The organism is Krasilnikovia sp. M28-CT-15 (assembly GCF_047159595.1).
In the GTDB taxonomy this organism is placed as follows: Bacteria; Actinomycetota; Actinomycetes; order Mycobacteriales; family Micromonosporaceae; genus Actinoplanes.
Genome location: NZ_BAAGAK010000001.1, coordinates 2,125,415 through 2,142,067, shown reverse-complemented (window position 1 = coordinate 2,142,067; position 16,653 = coordinate 2,125,415). Strand labels below are relative to the sequence as shown.

The 16,653-nt window shown below is 73.1% G+C and carries 16 protein-coding genes; 11 read left to right on the top strand and 5 right to left on the bottom strand.

All coding sequences use genetic code 11. The features are described from left to right. Positions 1-26 precede the first annotated feature (26 nt). From ACMCNO_RS10200 to ACMCNO_RS10190, 3 genes are all read left to right on the top strand, one after another. Positions 27-1,283, top strand: coding sequence for an MFS transporter (locus tag ACMCNO_RS10200; protein ID WP_412749160.1), 1,257 nt, complete (start codon positions 27-29; stop codon positions 1,281-1,283). Between the two features lie 14 nt (positions 1,284-1,297). After that, a complete protein-coding gene (gene gltX, locus ACMCNO_RS10195; RefSeq protein WP_412749159.1) occupies positions 1,298-2,710 on the top strand; it encodes a glutamate--tRNA ligase in 1,413 nt (470 codons plus the stop codon). A 434-nt stretch (positions 2,711-3,144) separates the two neighbouring features. Next, positions 3,145-3,840 (top strand): hypothetical protein, encoded by a 696-nt coding sequence (locus tag ACMCNO_RS10190; RefSeq protein ID WP_412749158.1) that lies wholly within the window; start codon positions 3,145-3,147, stop codon positions 3,838-3,840. An 18-nt stretch (positions 3,841-3,858) separates the two neighbouring features. Here ACMCNO_RS10190 and ACMCNO_RS10185 read toward each other — a convergent pair whose 3' ends face one another. Both ACMCNO_RS10185 and ACMCNO_RS10180 read right to left on the bottom strand, forming a co-directional pair. After that, entirely contained in the window at positions 3,859-4,422 is a 564-nt protein-coding gene (locus ACMCNO_RS10185) for a TetR/AcrR family transcriptional regulator (RefSeq protein ID WP_412749157.1), read from the bottom strand. Positions 4,423-4,511: 89 nt separating this feature from the next. Next, positions 4,512-4,745, bottom strand: a complete 234-nt coding sequence (locus ACMCNO_RS10180; RefSeq protein WP_412749156.1) for a hypothetical protein — start codon at positions 4,743-4,745, stop codon at positions 4,512-4,514. Between the two features lie 301 nt (positions 4,746-5,046). Here ACMCNO_RS10180 and ACMCNO_RS10175 point away from each other — a divergent pair, with 301 nt between their 5' ends. The 6 genes from ACMCNO_RS10175 to ACMCNO_RS10150 all read left to right on the top strand — a co-directional run bounded on the left by ACMCNO_RS10175 (position 5,047) and on the right by ACMCNO_RS10150 (position 11,495). Beyond that, positions 5,047-6,246, top strand: a complete 1,200-nt coding sequence (locus ACMCNO_RS10175) for a PucR family transcriptional regulator (RefSeq protein WP_412749155.1) — start codon at positions 5,047-5,049, stop codon at positions 6,244-6,246. A gap of 119 nt (positions 6,247-6,365) precedes the next feature. Further along, positions 6,366-7,535 carry an acyltransferase domain-containing protein gene (locus ACMCNO_RS10170; protein ID WP_412749154.1) on the top strand — a complete coding sequence of 390 codons (1,170 nt, stop codon included), beginning with the start codon at positions 6,366-6,368 and terminating at the stop codon, positions 7,533-7,535. Positions 7,536-7,566: 31 nt separating this feature from the next. Next, positions 7,567-8,517 (top strand): beta-ketoacyl-ACP synthase III, encoded by a 951-nt coding sequence (locus ACMCNO_RS10165; RefSeq protein WP_412749153.1) that lies wholly within the window; start codon positions 7,567-7,569, stop codon positions 8,515-8,517. Between the two features lie 55 nt (positions 8,518-8,572). Next, the gene (locus tag ACMCNO_RS10160; RefSeq protein ID WP_130511318.1) at positions 8,573-8,815 is read left to right on the top strand and encodes an acyl carrier protein; all 243 of its coding nucleotides are present in this window, start codon (positions 8,573-8,575) and stop codon (positions 8,813-8,815) included. A gap of 1 nt (position 8,816) precedes the next feature. Continuing rightward, positions 8,817-10,043 (top strand): beta-ketoacyl-ACP synthase II, encoded by a 1,227-nt coding sequence (fabF, locus tag ACMCNO_RS10155; RefSeq protein ID WP_412749152.1) that lies wholly within the window; start codon positions 8,817-8,819, stop codon positions 10,041-10,043. Positions 10,044-10,073: 30 nt separating this feature from the next. After that, positions 10,074-11,495, top strand: a complete 1,422-nt coding sequence (locus ACMCNO_RS10150) for an acyl-CoA carboxylase subunit beta (RefSeq protein ID WP_412749151.1) — start codon at positions 10,074-10,076, stop codon at positions 11,493-11,495. Positions 11,496-11,621: 126 nt separating this feature from the next. On the opposite strand, the gene ACMCNO_RS10145 is transcribed toward ACMCNO_RS10150, so the two are convergent. Together ACMCNO_RS10145 and ACMCNO_RS10140 are read right to left on the bottom strand one after the other, a co-directional pair. Beyond that, positions 11,622-13,346 carry a glycoside hydrolase family 3 protein gene (locus tag ACMCNO_RS10145; protein ID WP_412749150.1) on the bottom strand — a complete coding sequence of 575 codons (1,725 nt, stop codon included), beginning with the start codon at positions 13,344-13,346 and terminating at the stop codon, positions 11,622-11,624. 50 nt (positions 13,347-13,396) lie between these two features. Continuing rightward, the gene (locus ACMCNO_RS10140; protein ID WP_412749149.1) at positions 13,397-13,888 is read right to left on the bottom strand and encodes a DUF3145 domain-containing protein; all 492 of its coding nucleotides are present in this window, start codon (positions 13,886-13,888) and stop codon (positions 13,397-13,399) included. A 290-nt stretch (positions 13,889-14,178) separates the two neighbouring features. Here ACMCNO_RS10140 and ACMCNO_RS10135 point away from each other — a divergent pair, with 290 nt between their 5' ends. Further along, positions 14,179-14,508, top strand: coding sequence for a hypothetical protein (locus ACMCNO_RS10135; protein WP_130511313.1), 330 nt, complete (start codon positions 14,179-14,181; stop codon positions 14,506-14,508). A gap of 216 nt (positions 14,509-14,724) precedes the next feature. Here ACMCNO_RS10135 and ACMCNO_RS10130 read toward each other — a convergent pair whose 3' ends face one another. Next, positions 14,725-15,378: a carbonic anhydrase gene (locus ACMCNO_RS10130; RefSeq protein WP_412749148.1), complete on the bottom strand. Its 654-nt coding sequence runs from the start codon at positions 15,376-15,378 to the stop codon at positions 14,725-14,727. Between the two features lie 228 nt (positions 15,379-15,606). Between ACMCNO_RS10130 and ACMCNO_RS10125 the strand changes: the two genes are divergently transcribed. Beyond that, complete coding sequence (locus ACMCNO_RS10125; RefSeq protein WP_412749147.1) at positions 15,607-16,569, top strand: alpha/beta fold hydrolase; 963 nt, start codon at positions 15,607-15,609, stop codon at positions 16,567-16,569. Positions 16,570-16,653 lie beyond the last annotated feature (84 nt).

Genomic DNA, 16,653 nt, shown 5'->3' with positions numbered 1-16,653 from the left:
AACTTTCGCGTTCTCGGGGAGGTGCCATGAGCGTCACCCAGGGCGCGCCGGCGGCGCTGGCCGAGCCGGTCACTCCGGTGCGGCGCTCGTGGATCGGGCTGCTGTTCGCCGCCAACCTGGGCCTGTGGATGGCCTTCTTCACCCCGGTCCAGATCCTGCTCCCGGAGCAGATCGCGGCACTCGGGGTGACCGGCAAGGAGGCGGCACTCGGCTGGGTCACCGGCGTCGGGGCACTGGTGGCCATCGTGGTCAACCCCCTCGCGGGGGCGCTGTCCGACCGGACCCGGCTGCGGATCGGTGGGCGCGCGTACGGGCGGCGGCACGTCTGGACCCTCGGCGGCGCGCTGGTCTCCGCGCTGTCGCTGGTCCTGCTGACCCGGCAGGGCTCAGTCGTCGGGGTGGCCGCGGGCTGGGCCGGTGCCCAGGTCGGGCTCAACGTGATGCTGGCCAGCCTGTCCGCCGCCGTACCCGACCGGGTGCCGATCCACCAGCGCGGCCTGGTCTCCGGCTGGGTCGGCATGCCGCAGGCGCTGGGCCTGGTGCTGGGCGCCGTGCTGTGCGCCGCCGTGGTGACCGGGGTGGCCGGCGGCTACCTGGCGATGACCGCGCTGCTGGTGGTGCTGGTGGTCCCGTTCGCGCTGCGCACTCCGGACGACCCGCTGCCCCATGAGGCGGCGGTCCAGCGGGGCCGGACCCCGCCGTGGTGGGCGGTGTTCCGGGACCACCCGGACTTCACCTGGGCCTGGGGCACCCGCTTCCTGGTGCAGCTCGGCAACGCGCTCGGCACCCTGTACCTGCTGTACTTCCTCACCGACCAGGTCCGCCTGGCCGACCCCGAGACCGGGCTGCTGATCATGATCCTGCTGTACACCGTGGGCATGGTCGCCACCGCGGTCGTCGGCGGGCGGCTCTCCGACCGGCTGGGGCGGCGCAAGCCGTTCGTGGTCTTGTCCGGCGTGGTGATCGCGGTCGCCGCGCTGCTGCTGGCGCTCTGGCCCACCTGGCCCGCGGCGCTGGTCGGGTCGGTGCTGCTGGGCGCCGGATACGGGGTTTACCTGGCAGTCGACACCGCGTTGATCACCCAGGTGCTTCCCGCGGCCACCGACCGGGGGAAGGACCTCGGGGTGATCAACATTGCCACGGCGGCGCCGCAGGTGCTCGGCCCGGCGCTGGCGGCCCCCGTGGTCACCCACCTCGGTGGCTATCCCACCCTGTACGCGGTGACCGCGGGGGTGACGTTGCTCGGGTCGGTCATGGTGGTGAAAATCCGTTCGGTCGCCTAGGTAGGCTGGGGCGCGTGACAGTACGCGTACGTTTCGCCCCGTCGCCGACCGGAATGTTCCACGTCGGCGGTGCCCGCTCCGCCCTGCAGAACTGGATCGTCGCCCAGCAGACCGGGGGCGTGTTCGTCCTGCGGATCGAGGACACCGACGCCGCCCGCAACCGTCCCGAGTGGACCGAGGGCATCCTCTCCGCGCTGGACTGGATCGGCATCGAACGCGGCACGTACGAGGGCCCGCACTTCCAGTCGTCGTACGCGGCCGACCACACCGCCGCCGCCACCCGCCTGTACGCCGAGGGCCGGGCGTACTACTGCGACTGCACCCGCGAGGACGCCGTCGCGCGCACGGGCAACAAGCACACCGGCTACGACGGCTTCTGCCGCGACCGCGGGCTCGGCCCGGGTGAGGGCCGGGCGCTGCGCTTCCGTACGCCGGACGAGGGCGAGACCGTGGTGGTCGACCTGGTCCGCGGCGAGCCCACGTTCGAGAACCGGCTGCTCGAGGACTTCGTCATCGCCCGCAGCGACGGCTCGGCGGTGTTCCTGCTGGCCAACGTGGTGGACGACATGTCGATGGGCATCACCCACGTGATCCGCGCCGAGGAGCACCTGCCCAACACCCCGAAGCAGCAGCTGCTGTGGGAGGCGCTGGGGGTCAAGCCGCCGGTGTGGGCGCACGTGCCGGTCATCGTCAACGAGAAGCGGCAGAAGCTGTCCAAGCGCCGGGACAAGGTCGCGCTGGAGGCGTACCGGGACGAGGGCTACCTCGCCGCCGCGATGCGCAACTACCTCATGCTGCTGGGCTGGGCGCCCTCGGGCGACCGGGAGATCGTGCCGTGGTCCGTGGTCGAGCAGGAGTTCCGGCTCGAGGACGTGAACCACTCCCCCGCGTTCTTCGACGTCAAGAAGCTGCGGGCGTTCAACGGCGAGTACATCCGGGCGCTGTCCGGGCAGGAATTCGCCGCGGTGTGCGCGCCGTGGCTGCAGGGCACGGAGACCATCCCCGCGCCGCCGTGGCGGCCGGAGGCGTTCGACGCGACCCTGTTCGCCGCGGTGGCCCCGCTGGCGCAGACCCGGATCGCGGTGCTCAGCGAGATCGTCGAGTACGTCGACTTCTTGTTCCTCGACGAGCCGCCGGCCGACGACGCCTCCTGGGCAAAGGCCATGAAGGAGGGCGCAGCGGACATCCTCGACGCCGCCGCAGCGGAGTTCGCCGCGCTCGGCACCTGGGCCGCCGAGCCGCTCAAGGCCGCCCTGGAACACGTCGGCGAGCAGCGGGGGCTGAAGCTGGGCAAGACACAGGCGCCGATCCGGGTCGCGGTGACCGGGCGCACGGTGGGCCTGCCGCTGTTCGAATCGCTCGAGGTGCTCGGCCGAGAGCGTGTGCTGGCCCGGCTCGCCGCGGCCCGGGCCCGCCTCGCGGGGTGATCTCAGACACCGGTCCATCCACTCGGCACCGCCCGCCGACCGCGATCGACGCGCTCGGCGGGCCGGATTTCCCCAATGGCCCGTTTTCTGTGGCGGACAGTCGCATCCGGGTGACAATCAGCTGCTCGCGAGGGTCAGCTTCACGGGTGACCATGCCCCCACCATCTTGCTCCCGGTGGGTACTATTCGGCCGCTGATCAACGGATGTCGTCGCCGCTCAGCCCTTCCCAGTTAGCCGCAGTTCGGCCTATCGGCAGATGCGCGCCGACCACCGTCCGGGAAAGGCTGGCAGTACCGCGCCGTGCCGACGCCGGACCCCCAACCTGTCCGCCGTGGCGCGACCAGCTCTACACAAAGCCATGTCCACGGGGCGGGGAGGCCGGACGATGGTACGAAGGGCTTTTGCACGGTTCTGGTCAGCGACCGGGGCGACCGTGGCCGCGGTCACCCTCGTGTTCGGACTCGCGCCCTCGGCACAAGCCGCGTCGCAACCGTCCGCGAGCACCCGAACACTCACCGCCACCGAGGTGGCGGCCGAGGCGCCGGGCGCGGCCGGACCACTCACGGGGCCCAAGGCACCCCCGGGGCCGACCTCCCTGGAGATCACCGGCAAGGAGCTCGAGGACAAGCTCGTCCTCGACGCGGCCGTGCAGAAGCAGCTCTTCGACCGGATGCTCAGCGAGGTGAGCTGGCTCTCCGGCGCGCGGTCGCAGACCGTCGCGCCGTCGGCGAGCCGGCTCGGCCCCAAGTACACGGTCACCGTCCTGGTCCAGAACGAGCCCTTCCGGGTGTTCGAGCTGTTCCCGCTCGCCAAGGGCGGCCCGCGCGCACACCGGCCCGGCCGGCAGCCGGAGGGCAAGAGCTCGGACGCCTGGTTCTACGGGCGGCTGAGCATGCACGAGTCGCTGCGGGTCAGCGGGGTGCCGCTGGAGCCGAAGCCGGACGTGCTCAGCGGCGGGATCGGCGGCGGGATCGGCCATCAGGTCGAGGTCGAGGAGCTGGACCCGGCCGAGGGGGTCAACACCCTGTTGACCGAGATGCGCGAGCTGATGATGCTCAACGGCGCGATCGTGGTGGTCATCCTGGTCGGGCTCGGCAGCATCGCGTTCCTGATCCGCCGCAAGGTCTGACGGCGGTCTCCGCGCGGCTCACCGCTGCTCGGCGGCCACCTCGACGAGCCGGACCAGGTCCTCCAGGTCCGCGTCGAACTCCGCGTCCGCGTCCGCCTGCGCCTGGTCGTCGCCCGGGGGCAGCCCACCGGTGACTTCCCCGGTGGTGTAGCCCAGCAGGAAGGCACAGATCATCCGCGTCAGCCGCGGCACGGCCGGCGCCGGCACCCCCGCGTCGTGCAGGGTGCCGCGCAGCGCCGCGGTCAGCCAGGACGCGGAAGCACCGGCCGCGGGGCGGTTCAGCAACAACGGGTACGCGGCGGGATGCTTGCGGGCGAGGCCCCGTACCGCCCGGCCCAGGGCGCGCAGCCGGTCGCGCCAGTCGATCTCGGACAGCTCCGACCCGTACGCGGTCCCGAGTTCGCTGTGCAGCAGGTCGACCAGCCCGTCGAGCAGGGCGTCCTTGCCCCCGACGTACGGATAGAGCGCCATCGAGGTCAGCCCGACGCGCTCCGCGACGGCCCGCATCGACATCGCGCCCAGGCCCTGCTCGTCGACGAGAGCAAGTGCCTGGTCGAGGATGAGCCGCCGTTTGTCGTCCACCAGGTCACGGTGTCCGGGCGAGCGCCTGCGCGCCGCCGGACGCGCCCGGTCCCGCTTCACCAACCACCCGAGCGGGTGAGCCGGGTGGGCTAGCACCACCTGCCGGGCGGGCGGCCACGGCCGGTCGCGCGACGGCGCGGACGCACCGCGCCGTGCAGGTGGGCGCCGGCCCAGCCGTGCAGGGTGGTCCGGCAGGCGCCGCGGGACGGCACGTCGCCGACCGGCTCGTCGGCGGGGACCGGGACGATCGCGGCGGACTGCGGCTCGTCGGCGGCGAACGGATCGTCGTCGGCGTGCACCTGGCTGCCTGATTGCTCCGTCATCTCGCCTCCCCTCGGTCCGCCGCGCGTGTGTGCGGCCCTCGCTGCTGCGAGTGGTGTCGCGTGCACGCCTTTCATCGGCACCGAGCGGCCCGGGTTAACCCCCGACCGCACCGTGGCCGGCAATGCTAGGCGAAACCATGCCAGGTCACCGACCGAAGTCGTACCCGGGTCGGACCGCGATTTCGGACACCCGGCCCCAAGCCGGGGCACTTGGCCGGAAAAATTTCTCGCAACTCGGCCCGGCGCGGAAAATCCCGTGGCCGCGCGGAGCGGGGCGCCGGGACGTGACAGGCTGGACCGTGTGGCACAGAAGGTGACGCCGGGGGCGGCGGCGGACAAGCCGCCGCTGGCCGCCACACTGCGCCGCATCGAGCAGCGGGCCGGGGCGCTGGCCACCGCGAGCGTCAGCCGGATGGACGAGACCCTGCCGTGGTTCCGGGCGCTGCCCGCGGACCAGCGCTCCTGGGTCATGCTCGTGGCCCAGGCGGGCGTGCGCTCGCTGGTGGAGTGGCTGCGTTCGGGCGGTGCCGCGGCCAGCAGCCCGCAGGAGATCTCCGACGAGGTGTTCGCCGCGGCCCCCCGGGCCCTCGCCCGGTCGATCACGCTGACCCAGACGGTCCAGCTGATCAAGGTCACGATCGACGTGGCCGAGTCCCAGGTGCGCGTGCTGGCCGCCGCCGGTGAGGAGGAAGCGCTCACCACGGCCATCCTCAAGTTCTCCCGGGAGATCGCGTTCTCGGCCGCCCGGGTGTACGCCCGCGCCGCCGAGTCCCGGGGCACCTGGGACGCCCGGCTGCAGGCCCTGCTGGTGGACGCGCTGTTGCGCGGCGACTCGCCGGACGTCCTGGCCAGCCGCGCCGCGGCGCTGGGCTGGGCGGACGCCCCACCGGTGGCGGTCGTGGTCGGCCGCTCCCCGGGCGGAGACATCACCGCGGTGCTGCACACCGTCTACCGGGCGGCACGCCGCGCGAGGATCGAGGTGATCGGCGGGGTGCACGGCGACCGCCTCGTCGTGGTCATGGGCGGGGCGCTGGACCCGCTGGCCACCGCCGAGCAGCTGGCCGTGAGCTTCGGCGACGGCCCGATCGTGGTCGGACCGGCGGTGCCGTCCCTGGATCAGGCCACGGAGTCGGCCCGGGCCGCCCTCGCCGGATTCCGGGCCGCCCCGGCGTGGCCGGGCGCGCCGGTCCCGGTCGCCGCGGACGCGCTGCTGCCCGAGCGGGCCCTGGCGGGGGACCTGGAGGCGCGGCGGGCGCTGCGGCACGACGCGTACGGGGCGGTGCTGCGGGCCGGCGGCGGCCTGCTGGAGACGCTGGACGCCTTCTTCTCGACCGGGGCTGTGCTGGAGAGCGCGGCCCGCGAGCTGTACGTGCACCCGAACACGGTGCGCTACCGGCTGAAGCGGATCGCCGAGGTCACCGGGCTGTCGCCGCTGGACGGCCGGGACGCGTTCGCGTTGCGGATGGCGCTGGCGATCGGTCGCCTCGACCCCGCGGGCTGACAATTCCGTACAAAATTCGGATACCGTCCGTGCTTTTGTAGGAATACCACAACGCTGGTAGTACGGTTTCGTGCCCGGCGGCTACCGCGCCGCGGCCGGACATCCGGAAGAGTCAAGGCGTGCTCGCCGTACTCTCGCCCGGACAGGGCGCCCAGAAGCCCGGCTTCCTCGCCCCCTGGCTGGAACTGCCCGGCGCCGAAGCCCGGCTGCGGTGGTGGTCGGCCCTCTCCGGCGTCGATCTGATCCACCTCGGCACCGAGGCCGGCGCCGACGAGATCAAGGACACCGCCCGCACCCAGCCGCTGCTGGTGGCGGCCGCCCTGCTGGCCGCCGAGCACCTGCCCCTGTACGACGTCGGCCTGGTCGCCGGGCACAGCGTCGGCGAGCTCAGCGCCGCCGCCCTCGCCGGGGTGCTGCCCGCCGAGGCGGCCGTCACGCTCGCCGGGGTCCGTGGCCGCGAGATGGCCGCCGCGTGCGCCCTCGAACCGACCGGCATGTCCGCGGTCCTGGGCGGCGACGAGGCCGCGGTGCTGGCCGCGATCGAGGCGGCCGGCCTGTACTCGGCCAACCGCAACGGCGCCGGGCAGATCGTGGCCGCCGGCGCGACCGAGGCGCTCGAGAAGTTCGCCGCCGAGCGGCCGGAGCTGACCCGGGTCATCGCGCTACCGGTCGCGGGCGCGTTCCACACCCCGTACATGGCACCGGCCGAGCAGGCACTCGCCGCGCTGGCCGGTGGAGTGACCGTGAGTGACCCGGCCCGCATCCTGCTCTCCAACCTCGACGGCGCCGCGGTCGTACACGGCCGCGAGGCGCTGCAGCGCCTGGTGCGCCAGGTGACCGCGCCGGTGCGCTGGGACCTGTGCATGCGTACGCTGCGCGACCTGGGGGTCACCGGGGTCATCGAGCTGCCGCCCGCGGGCACCCTGGCCGGACTGATCAAGCGCGAGCTCAAGGCGCACGGCGTCCCCGAGATCGTCACGCTCAACTCCCCCGCCGATCTGCCGGCCGCGCGCGACCTGATCGCCCGGCACGGCGTGGCGCCCAGCCTCGAGCCGACCCCGCTGTTCCACGTCGTGGTCGCCGCGAACGCGGGCACGTTCCAGCCCGCCGAGGGCCTCGCCGAGGGCCAGGACGTACAGGCTGGCCAGACCGTCGGACAGGTCGTCACCCGGCAGGGCAACGTGGATGTGGCGGCACACGCCGCCGGGGTACTCACCGAGTGGCTCGCCCATCACGACGACCCCGTGGCGCCCGGCCAGCCGGTCGCCCGTATCGGCGGGCACCAGTGACCCGAGGGATCGCGACAGAAGGAGCAGGAGCATGACGGCGGGTTCCCGCATCGTCGCGATGGGCCACTACCAGCCCTCGCGCGTCGTCACCAACGACGACCTCGCCAAGATCATCGACACCAACGACGAGTGGATCCGCGACCGGGTCGGCATCGCCGAGCGGCGCGTGGCCGACTCCGAGACGGTGGCGGACATGGCCACGGCCGCCGCGGAGAAGGCCCTGGCCAACTCCGGGCTGACCGCGGCCGACATCGACCTGGTCACGGTGGCCACCTGCTCCTCGATCGACCGATGCCCGAACGTCGCCACCCGGGTCGCGGCCCGGCTGGGCATCACCGCTCCGGCCGCATACGACCTGAACACCGCGTGCTCCGGCTTCTCGTACGCGCTGGGCACCGCCGACCACGCCATCCGCGCGGGCGCGGCCCGCAACGCGCTGGTCATCGGCGCGGAGAAGTTGTCCGACGTCACCGACTGGACCGACCGCACCACCGCGGTGCTGTTCGGCGACGGCGCGGGCGCGGCCGTGGTCAGCGCGGTGCCCGACGGCGAGCAGCCCGGCATCGGGCCGGTGCTGTGGGGCTCGGTGCCCGACAAGGGCGACGTGCTGCGCATCGAGGGCTGGCGGCCGTACATCCAGCAGGAGGGCCAGATCGTCTTCCGCTGGGCGACCACGGCGCTTCCGGCGTTCGCGCGCCAGACCTGCGAGAAGGCCGGGGTGACGCCGGAGGAACTGGCCGCGTTCGTCCCGCACCAGGCCAACACCCGCATCATCGACGGCATCGTCAAGCGGTTGGGCCTCGGCCCCGACGTGGTCGTCGCCAAGGACATCGTCGAGTCCGGCAACACCTCCGCCGCGAGCATGCCACTGGCACTGTCCAAGCTGATCGAGCGCCGCGAGGTGCCCTCGGGCGCCCCGGTCCTGCTGTTCGGCTTCGGCGGCGGCCTCACATACGCCGGCCAGGTCGTCCGCTGTCCCTGAGCAGCCCGGCCCGGCCGCAAGGCAAGTCCCACCATCGAGAGGAAACCAACCGACAATGGCAACCCGCGCTGAGATCACGTCCGGCCTCGCCGAGATCCTGGAGGAGGTCGCCGGGGTGAACCCGGACGACGTCGCCGAGGAGAAGTCCTTCACCGACGACCTGGACGTCGACTCGCTGTCCATGGTCGAGGTGGTGGTGGCCGCCGAGGAGAAGTTCGGCGTCAAGATCCCCGACAACGAGGTGCAGAACCTCAAGACCGTGGGCGACGCCGTCTCCTACATCGAGGCGAACCACTGACATGAGCACCACCGACGTCGTCGTCACCGGGCTCGGCGCGACCACCCCGTTGGGCGGGGACGTCGCGTCCACCTGGGACGCTATGCTGGCCGGCCGCTCCGGGGTGAGTCCGCTCACCCAGGAGTGGGCCGCCCAACTGCCCGTACGCATCGCCGCGCAGCTCGCGGTCGAGCCCTCCGAGGTGATCGACCGGGTCAAGCTGCGGCGGCTCGACCGCGCCGAGGCGATCGCGCTGATCGCCGCGCAGGAGGCCTGGGCCGACGCGGGACTGGCCGACTCCGGCCTCGACCCCGAACGGCTCGCGGTCAGCTTCGGCACCGGCATCGGCGGGGCGCAGACCCTGCTGCACCAGGACGACATCCTGGAGGCGTCCGGCCCGCGCCGGGTCAGCCCGCACACCGTGCCCATGCTCATGCCGAACGGCCCCGCGGCCTGGATCGGCCTGGAACTGGGCGCGCAGGCCGGGGTGCACTCGATGGCCAGCGCGTGCGCCACCGGCGCCGAGGCGCTGGCGTGGGGCCTGGACATCATCCGCTCCGGCCGGGCCGACGTGGTCGTGGCGGGCGGCTCGGAGGCGGTCATCCACCCGCTGCCCATCGCGGGTTTCGCCGCCATGCGCGCCATGTCCACCCGCAACGACGAGCCCGAGAAGGCGTCCCGGCCCTGGGACAAGGCCCGCGACGGGTTCGTGCTCGGCGAGGGTGCCGGTGCGATCGTGCTGGAGCGGGCCGACCACGCGGCCGCCCGCGGCGCCACGGTGTACGCCCGCCTGGCCGGTGCGGGCATGACCTCCGACGGCTACGACATCGTCCAGCCGCACCCGGAGGGCCTGGGCGGTATCCGGGCGATGCAGAAGGCCATCCAGGACGCGGGCATCTCCCCCACCGACGTGGTGCACGTCAACGCCCACGCCACCGCCACCCCGGTCGGTGACATGGCCGAGATCAACGGGGTGCGTACCGCGATCGGTCAGCACCCGGTGCTCACCTCCACCAAGTCGATGTCGGGACACCTGCTCGGTGCCGCCGGGGCGTTGGAGTCCATCGCCACCATCCTGGCCATCCGGGACAGCGTCGTACCCCCGACGATCAACCTGGACGACCCCGACGACGCGCTCACCCTCGACGTGGCCGCGCTCAAGGCCCGGCAGTTGGAGATTCCGGCGGCACTGAACAACTCGTTCGGCTTCGGTGGCCACAACGTGGCGCTGATCTTCACCCGCGTCTGACCCCTCGCCCCCCGACTTGGAGACCGCACCGTGACAGCCACGATTCCCGTCACCGAACCGTCCACAGTCGACCAACGCGACCCCGAACTGCGGCTGCGGTCGCTGTTCGACACCGGAACCCTGCGCCTGCTCGCCCCCCGCGACGACTCCGGCGTGCTGTGGGCGCGCGGCGAGGTGGACGGGACCCCGGCCGTCGCGTACGCCACCGACGGCACCCGCATGGGCGGGGCCATGGGCCTCGAGGGCTGCCAGCACATCGTCGACGCGATCGACACCGCGATCCGCGAGCGGGTCCCGGTGCTGGGGCTCTGGCACTCCGGCGGGGCCCGCCTCGCCGAGGGTGTCGTCGCCCTCGACGCCGTCGGCCAGGTGTTCGCCGCCATGGTGCGGGCCTCCGGCCGGGTGCCGCAGATCTCGGTGGTGTTCGGCCCGGCGGCCGGCGGCGCCGCGTACGGGCCCGCGCTCACCGACATCGTCATCATGAGCAAGGGCGGCCGGATCTTCGTGACCGGCCCCGAGGTGGTCCGCAGCGTCACCGGCGAGCAGGTCGACATGGAACGCCTGGGCGGCCCCGAACCGCATGGGCGGCGCTCCGGCGTCGTGCATGTGACCACCAAGGACGACGAGACCGCGATCCTGCAGGCCCGCCAGCTCACCGTGCTGCTGGGCCGCCAGGGACGGCTGAGCCCACCCGACGTGGCCGAGCCCACGGCCGGGCACGACCTCGGCGCGGCCATGCCCGCCGAGGCCAACCGGGCGTACGACGTCAAGCCGGTGGTCAAGGCGCTGCTCGACGAGCCGGGCGTGGAGCTGCACGCCAAATGGGCCCCGAACGTCGTGACCACCCTGGGCCGCTTCGCGGGCCGTACGGTCGGGGTGATCGCGAACAACCCGCTGCGCCTCGGCGGCTGCCTCGACGCGTCCAGCGCCGAGAAGGCCGCCCGGTTCGTGCGGATGTGCGACTCGCTCGGGGTGCCGCTGATCGTGCTCGTGGACGTGCCCGGCTACCTGCCCGGCCTCGGCCAGGAGTGGGACGGCGTGGTGCGCCGTGGGGCGAAGCTGCTGCACGCGTTCGCCGAGGCGGTGGTGCCGCGGGTGACGCTGGTGACCCGCAAGGCGTACGGCGGCGCGTACATCGCGATGAACTCCCGCTCGCTGGGCGCCACCGCGGTGTTCGCCTGGCCGACCGCGGAGGTCGCGGTGATGGGCGCCAGCGCGGCGGTCAACATCCTGCACCGCAAGAGGCTCGCCGCGGCCCCGCACGAGGAGCGCGAGGCGCTGCGCGCCGAGCTGATCGAGGAGCAGACCAAGGTCGCCGGTGGGGTCAACCGCGCCCTGGAGATCGGCGTGGTGGACGCCGTGATCGAGCCGCAGGAGACGCGGCGGCGCATCGCCGAGGCGCTGGCCGCCGCCCCGGCGGCGCGGGGGGCACACGGAAACATCCCGCTCTAACACATGTCCCGAAGCGCCCGGCCGGCTCCTCCGGCCGGGCGCTTCGTGCCGTGTCGGCCAGATCTTGAAGCATCTCGTGGCCAGATCCGAGCCAGATCCGACCAAGCATCTGCGAGCGCTGCGGCGTCAGCCCGCGCAGGCGCTGCGCGGCAGCCCCGGGATCGCGACCGGGGAACGACCGGGCGCCTTCGCCTTGCCCGCGATCACGGCGGCCAGCGCGGTCAGCGACAGCTTGCTGGACGAGTACGTCGCCACGAGCGTGGCCGAGCGCGCCGCCGACAGCAGGTACGGCGCGTCCATCCCGACCGTGACCGCGGCGTCGGCGCTCAGGTCGGCGCCGCGGTCCCCGAACCCGACGAGATGGATCACCGTGCCGCCCGACGGCTGCACCGCCACGCCGGCCTCCTTCAGCGCCTCGACCAGGTTGTTGCGGGCGGCCTCGCGCCCGCCGGACGCGGTGACCGTGACCGGGCCGCTGACCAGCGGGCCGGAGCAGCGGCCCCGCAGCACGGTGATCGAGGCGGCGTCGGCGGCCAGCACCGCCCGCTGGTGGTCGGCCGAGCCGAGCACGGACAACTCCGGCTGGGGCTGGCCCGCGGTGCGGAACTTGAGGGTCAGGATCCGGGTGACCGCCTCCACGAGGCGCGGGCGCGGCAGGCTGCCGTCCTTGAGCCCGGCCAGGATGCCGTCCCGGGCGGCGGCGAGGTCCGGCGGCATGAGCAGCACGTCGTTACCGGCGTTGAGCGCGCGGACGGCCGCCTCTCCGGCGGGCCACTTCTTCGCCGGAGCCATGTTCATCGCGTCCGTGACAGCGACGCCGGTGAACTTCAGCTGGCCGCGCAGCACGTCCGTCATGATCTTGTGGGAGAAGGTGGCGGGTACTCCCGGGTCGATCGCGGTGAGGTCGAGGTGGCCGGACATCACCACCGCAGCCCCGGCGTCGATGCCCGCGGCGAACGGCGGCCAGTCCTTCCGTTGCAGGGCCTCCCGGCTCTGCGCCACCACGGGCAGCTCGTCGTGGCTGTCCCCGGTGGTGTGCCCGTGCCCGGGGAAATGCTTGAGCGCGGCGGCCACCCCCGCATCCTGCACGCCACGCACGGCCGCGGCGACCTGTGCGGCATTGGCCTTCGGATCGTCACCGTACGAGCGGGAGCCGATCACCGAACTGCCCTGCGATCCGAGGGTGTCGGCGACCGGGGCGAAGTCCACCGTGATCCCCATGGCGGCCAGTTCCGTGCCGGCGGCACGCCACGCGTCCTCGGTGAGCCGGGGCTGCCGGGCCGCCCCGAATCCCATCGCCGAGGGCAGCATGGTCACCCCCTCCTTGACCCGGGTGACCACGCCGTACTCCTGGTCCGTGCCGATGAGCAGCGGGGCCTGTGCGGGCAACCGGGCGGCGGCGCTCTGCAGCCCGGTGGTGAACGTCCGGACCTGCTGCGGGTTCTCCACGTTCGTGGCGGGGTTGGTGTCGGCGGTGGGGTCGCCGGCCGTGAAGCTCACCAGGATCAGCCCGCCGAGGCGGAACTTCGCCACCAGTTCGGCGGGAGTGTCGACGCCACCGATCCCCCGGTTACCCGCGGCCGAGACCTTGTCGACCTCGGTCGCCGCGTTTCCGTACGCGTACGGCATGAGCACCTGCCCGGCGAGGTCCTCGTCCGCGAGCTTGGCGACGACCGCGGCCGCCCGCGCGGCCGGGTCACCGGCCGGGGTCTGCACCGGCTGCGGGGCGGCGGCGGACGGCGTGGGGCGGGGCGCGCCGGGCGGCGGGGCGGGATCGTCGCCGCATGCCGCGGGCAGCAGGACGAGAGGTAAGGCCGACGCGATCCGGAACACCTTTCTCACGGGCGTCATTGGAACAGGTCCCTGCAACACCGGCGCAATCCGGTGTACGGGTGACCCGTTCACCCGACCCGGGTCAGCAGCGTCACGGGTGCGCCGTCGCCCGCGTAGCGGTACGGCTCGAGCTCGGCGTCCCACGCGGTGCCGAGGGCCTTCTCCAGGGCGTGGGGCAGCGCTTCCGGCGCCCGGACCGACGCCATGATCGACCGCAGCCGGTCCTCGCCGATCTGGATGTCGCCGGAAGCGCCCGTGGTGCCGCGGAACAGTCCGCGGCCGGGCACGTGCATGAAACGCTCGCCGTCGCAGCCGGGGCTGGGCTCCTCGGTCACCTCGAAACGGACCATGGGCCACTGCCGGAGGGCAGCAGCCAGCTCCGCGCCGGTCCCCGGGCGCCCGGTCCAACTGCACTCGGCCCGGCGCATGCCGGGATCGACCGGCTGAGCCGTCCAATGCAGGTTGACCGGCGCGGTCAGGACGCGCGCGATCGCCCATTCGACGTGCTGACACACGGCGAGCGGGGTCGAGTGGACGTAAACGACGCCACACGTTGGCACGGTGACCTCCCGGGGACCGAGGTGCGTCTTCCCCTACGACCTCGACCGCGGTTGATCGTGTCCCATGATGCCGGGTGGTACGGATGGTGCGCCAGAGAAACCGCAATATCGACAATGAGACTGGCCGTAGTGGCACACCCTGCTCAACGTCCGGACCCGGTCCGGCGGCACGGCAATCGCCGGAGCGTGTAAGATTGCCGCGGCGTTTTCTGCGACCACCCTGCTGCTTGCACCGTGCGTTTCCCGCAGTCCGCGCCGTCCAGACACCCAGCTTCTCAAGGAGTACCGCCGTGGCGAGCAACACCTCCAAGACCGCCCGCGCATCAGTCCGCGCCGGCCAGGCTGGTCAGAGCGGCGCCCTCAGCGTGCTCGGTGAGTTCAAGTACCTCATCCCGCTGGCCAACGGCCGCTTCGCGTACGTGCGCAACCTGACCAACGGCAAGACCAACCACCTCAAGACCGACTCCGAGGCGTTCGTCGAGGAGATCCGGGTCCTGTCCGCCGCCGGGCACGGCGCCAAGATCCGGGCCGAGCTGGGCGCCCTCAGCGAGGCGCACCCGAACGACGGCTGGGCCGACACCGAGAAGCGCCTCGTGGACGCCGGAGTCTTCGAGGGCTGAGCCCCGGCACGTCGCACCGCAACGCCAACGCCCTCCCGGCCCGCGCTGGGAGGGCGTTTCGCGCTGTGCACCGAACCCGGGGACAAGGTGGCTGTTCGCGGACCTGTCCGCCGCCTTCGCGGGCACCCCGTCGCCGTGCGACGACCCCGCGGACCGGGCGGCGGGTCAGGGAAGTCGGCGGGTCAGGGAAGTCGGCGGGTCTGGGAAGTCGGCGGGTCAGGGAAGCTGCTCGACCCAGCCGGTGTCGAGGTCGTACACCGCGCCGACCACGTCGACCCGGCCGTCCGCGACGGCCTGCGCCACGCCGGGAATGTCGCGCAGCCGCCGCACCGTACGGGTCACGTGCACGCGCATCGCCTTCTCCGCCGCGTCCGGATCGTCCGGGCCGACCGCCTGCACCGCGGGGGTGAGTTCGTCCACCAGATAACCCACGTCGCCGTCCGGGCGCTGGCCCGTCCGCACCGCCTCCACGGTGGCGGCCACCGCGCCGCACCGGGCGTGCCCAAGCACCATGATCAGCGGGACGCCGAGCGCCGACACCGCGAAACCGACCGATCCCAGCACGGCGCGATCGACGACCTGACCACCGGAACGGATCACGCAGATCGACCCGAAGGTCTGGTCGAAGATCGCTTCGAGGGGCACCCGCGAGTCGATGCAGCCGAGCACCACGGCGTGCGGCTGCTGGCCGCCCGACGTGGCGGCTGCGGCGGCGACGTCGTGACCGTGCTCGGGCCGCCCGGCGACGAAGCGCCGGTTGCCTGCGATGAGCGCGGCCAGCGCGTCACCCGGGCGGGTGATCGACGCGGCGGGCGCTGGTCCGGCGTTGCTGGGAGATCCGGGCTGGGCGGCAGGTGAGGTGGCCGTCATAAGCCCTGATTGTCGTCGAGCGACCGGCCCGGGTCAGCTACTGCGAGCTAGATCACGTCACGTTGCGTGGAAGCCGCCGGTACGGACTCGCATCGGGTATCGGGCACCGGACCAGACATCGGACAGATCGCCGATGAAGATCAGACTCAGCTGTGGCAATTCTCGCTCTGCCGCGTGATGCTTATTACCCGTGGGTACAACGGGGCCGTGCGACATGCGGAGGTGCCCATGCCAGACCACTCCGAGCTGACGCTGCCGGACGGCGTTCAGCTGCACGTGCAGACCAGCGGCCCGGCCAAGGCCCCCGTGACCGTCGTGCTGCTGCACGGCTGGTGCCTGGACCGCCGCACGTGGCACCACCAGATCCGCGCGCTGACCGCGCAGGACAACGTCCGGGTGGTCGCGTACGACGCCCGGGGGCACGGGCGCTCGACCCCCACCCGCCGGCTCTCCGCGACGCTGGGGCAACTCGGCGACGACCTGGCCGAGGTGCTGCGCGCGTACGCGCCGCGCGGTCCGGTGGTGCTGGCCGGCCACTCCATGGGCGGCATGACCATCATGGAGTACGCGGATCGCCACCCCGAGGACTTCGCCTCCCGCGTCGCCGGGCTCCTCTTCGCCTCCACCACCGCCGAGGGCACGACCCACACCCGGTACGGCCTCTCCCCCCAGCTGGCGATGCTGTTGCGAGCCGCCGAGACGACCGGCGCCGGGGTGCTGGCCCGCTGCGGGGCGTGGCGCCCGCACCGGGCGGTGCTCCCTGCGCTGCGTCCCGGGATCCGCTGGCTGCTGTTCGGTGACGGCCACGGCGAGGACGCGGTAGAGGTGACGATGCGCGCGGTGGCCCGCGCGTCGCTGCGCTCGATCGGCGGCTTCCGCGCCTCGATCGGCACCCAGCAGCGGCTGCACACGCTCGCGGAGCTGGGCGACGTACCGGCCGCGGTGCTGGTCGGCGAGCGGGACCGGCTGACCCCGCCGCCGTGTGCGGCGTCGATCGCCCAGGCCCTGCCCGGCACGGAGCTGACCGTCTGCCCGGGAGCCGGGCACATGCTGATCGTGGAGCGGCCGGACGAGGTGTCCGCGGCGCTACTCGCGGTCACCGATCTCGCGGCCCGCAGCACCCCCGCCGAGCGGGCCCGCCGCCGCGCCCGGGCACACCGGCGGCGCGGCGGATACGACCGGGCCGCCTGAAACCGGACCCTGGCCGAGTGCCGGGCGTCCGGATCACCCGCGGCGGCGCCATGCCGGGCTGATGGTCCTGCGGATCCGGCGGCA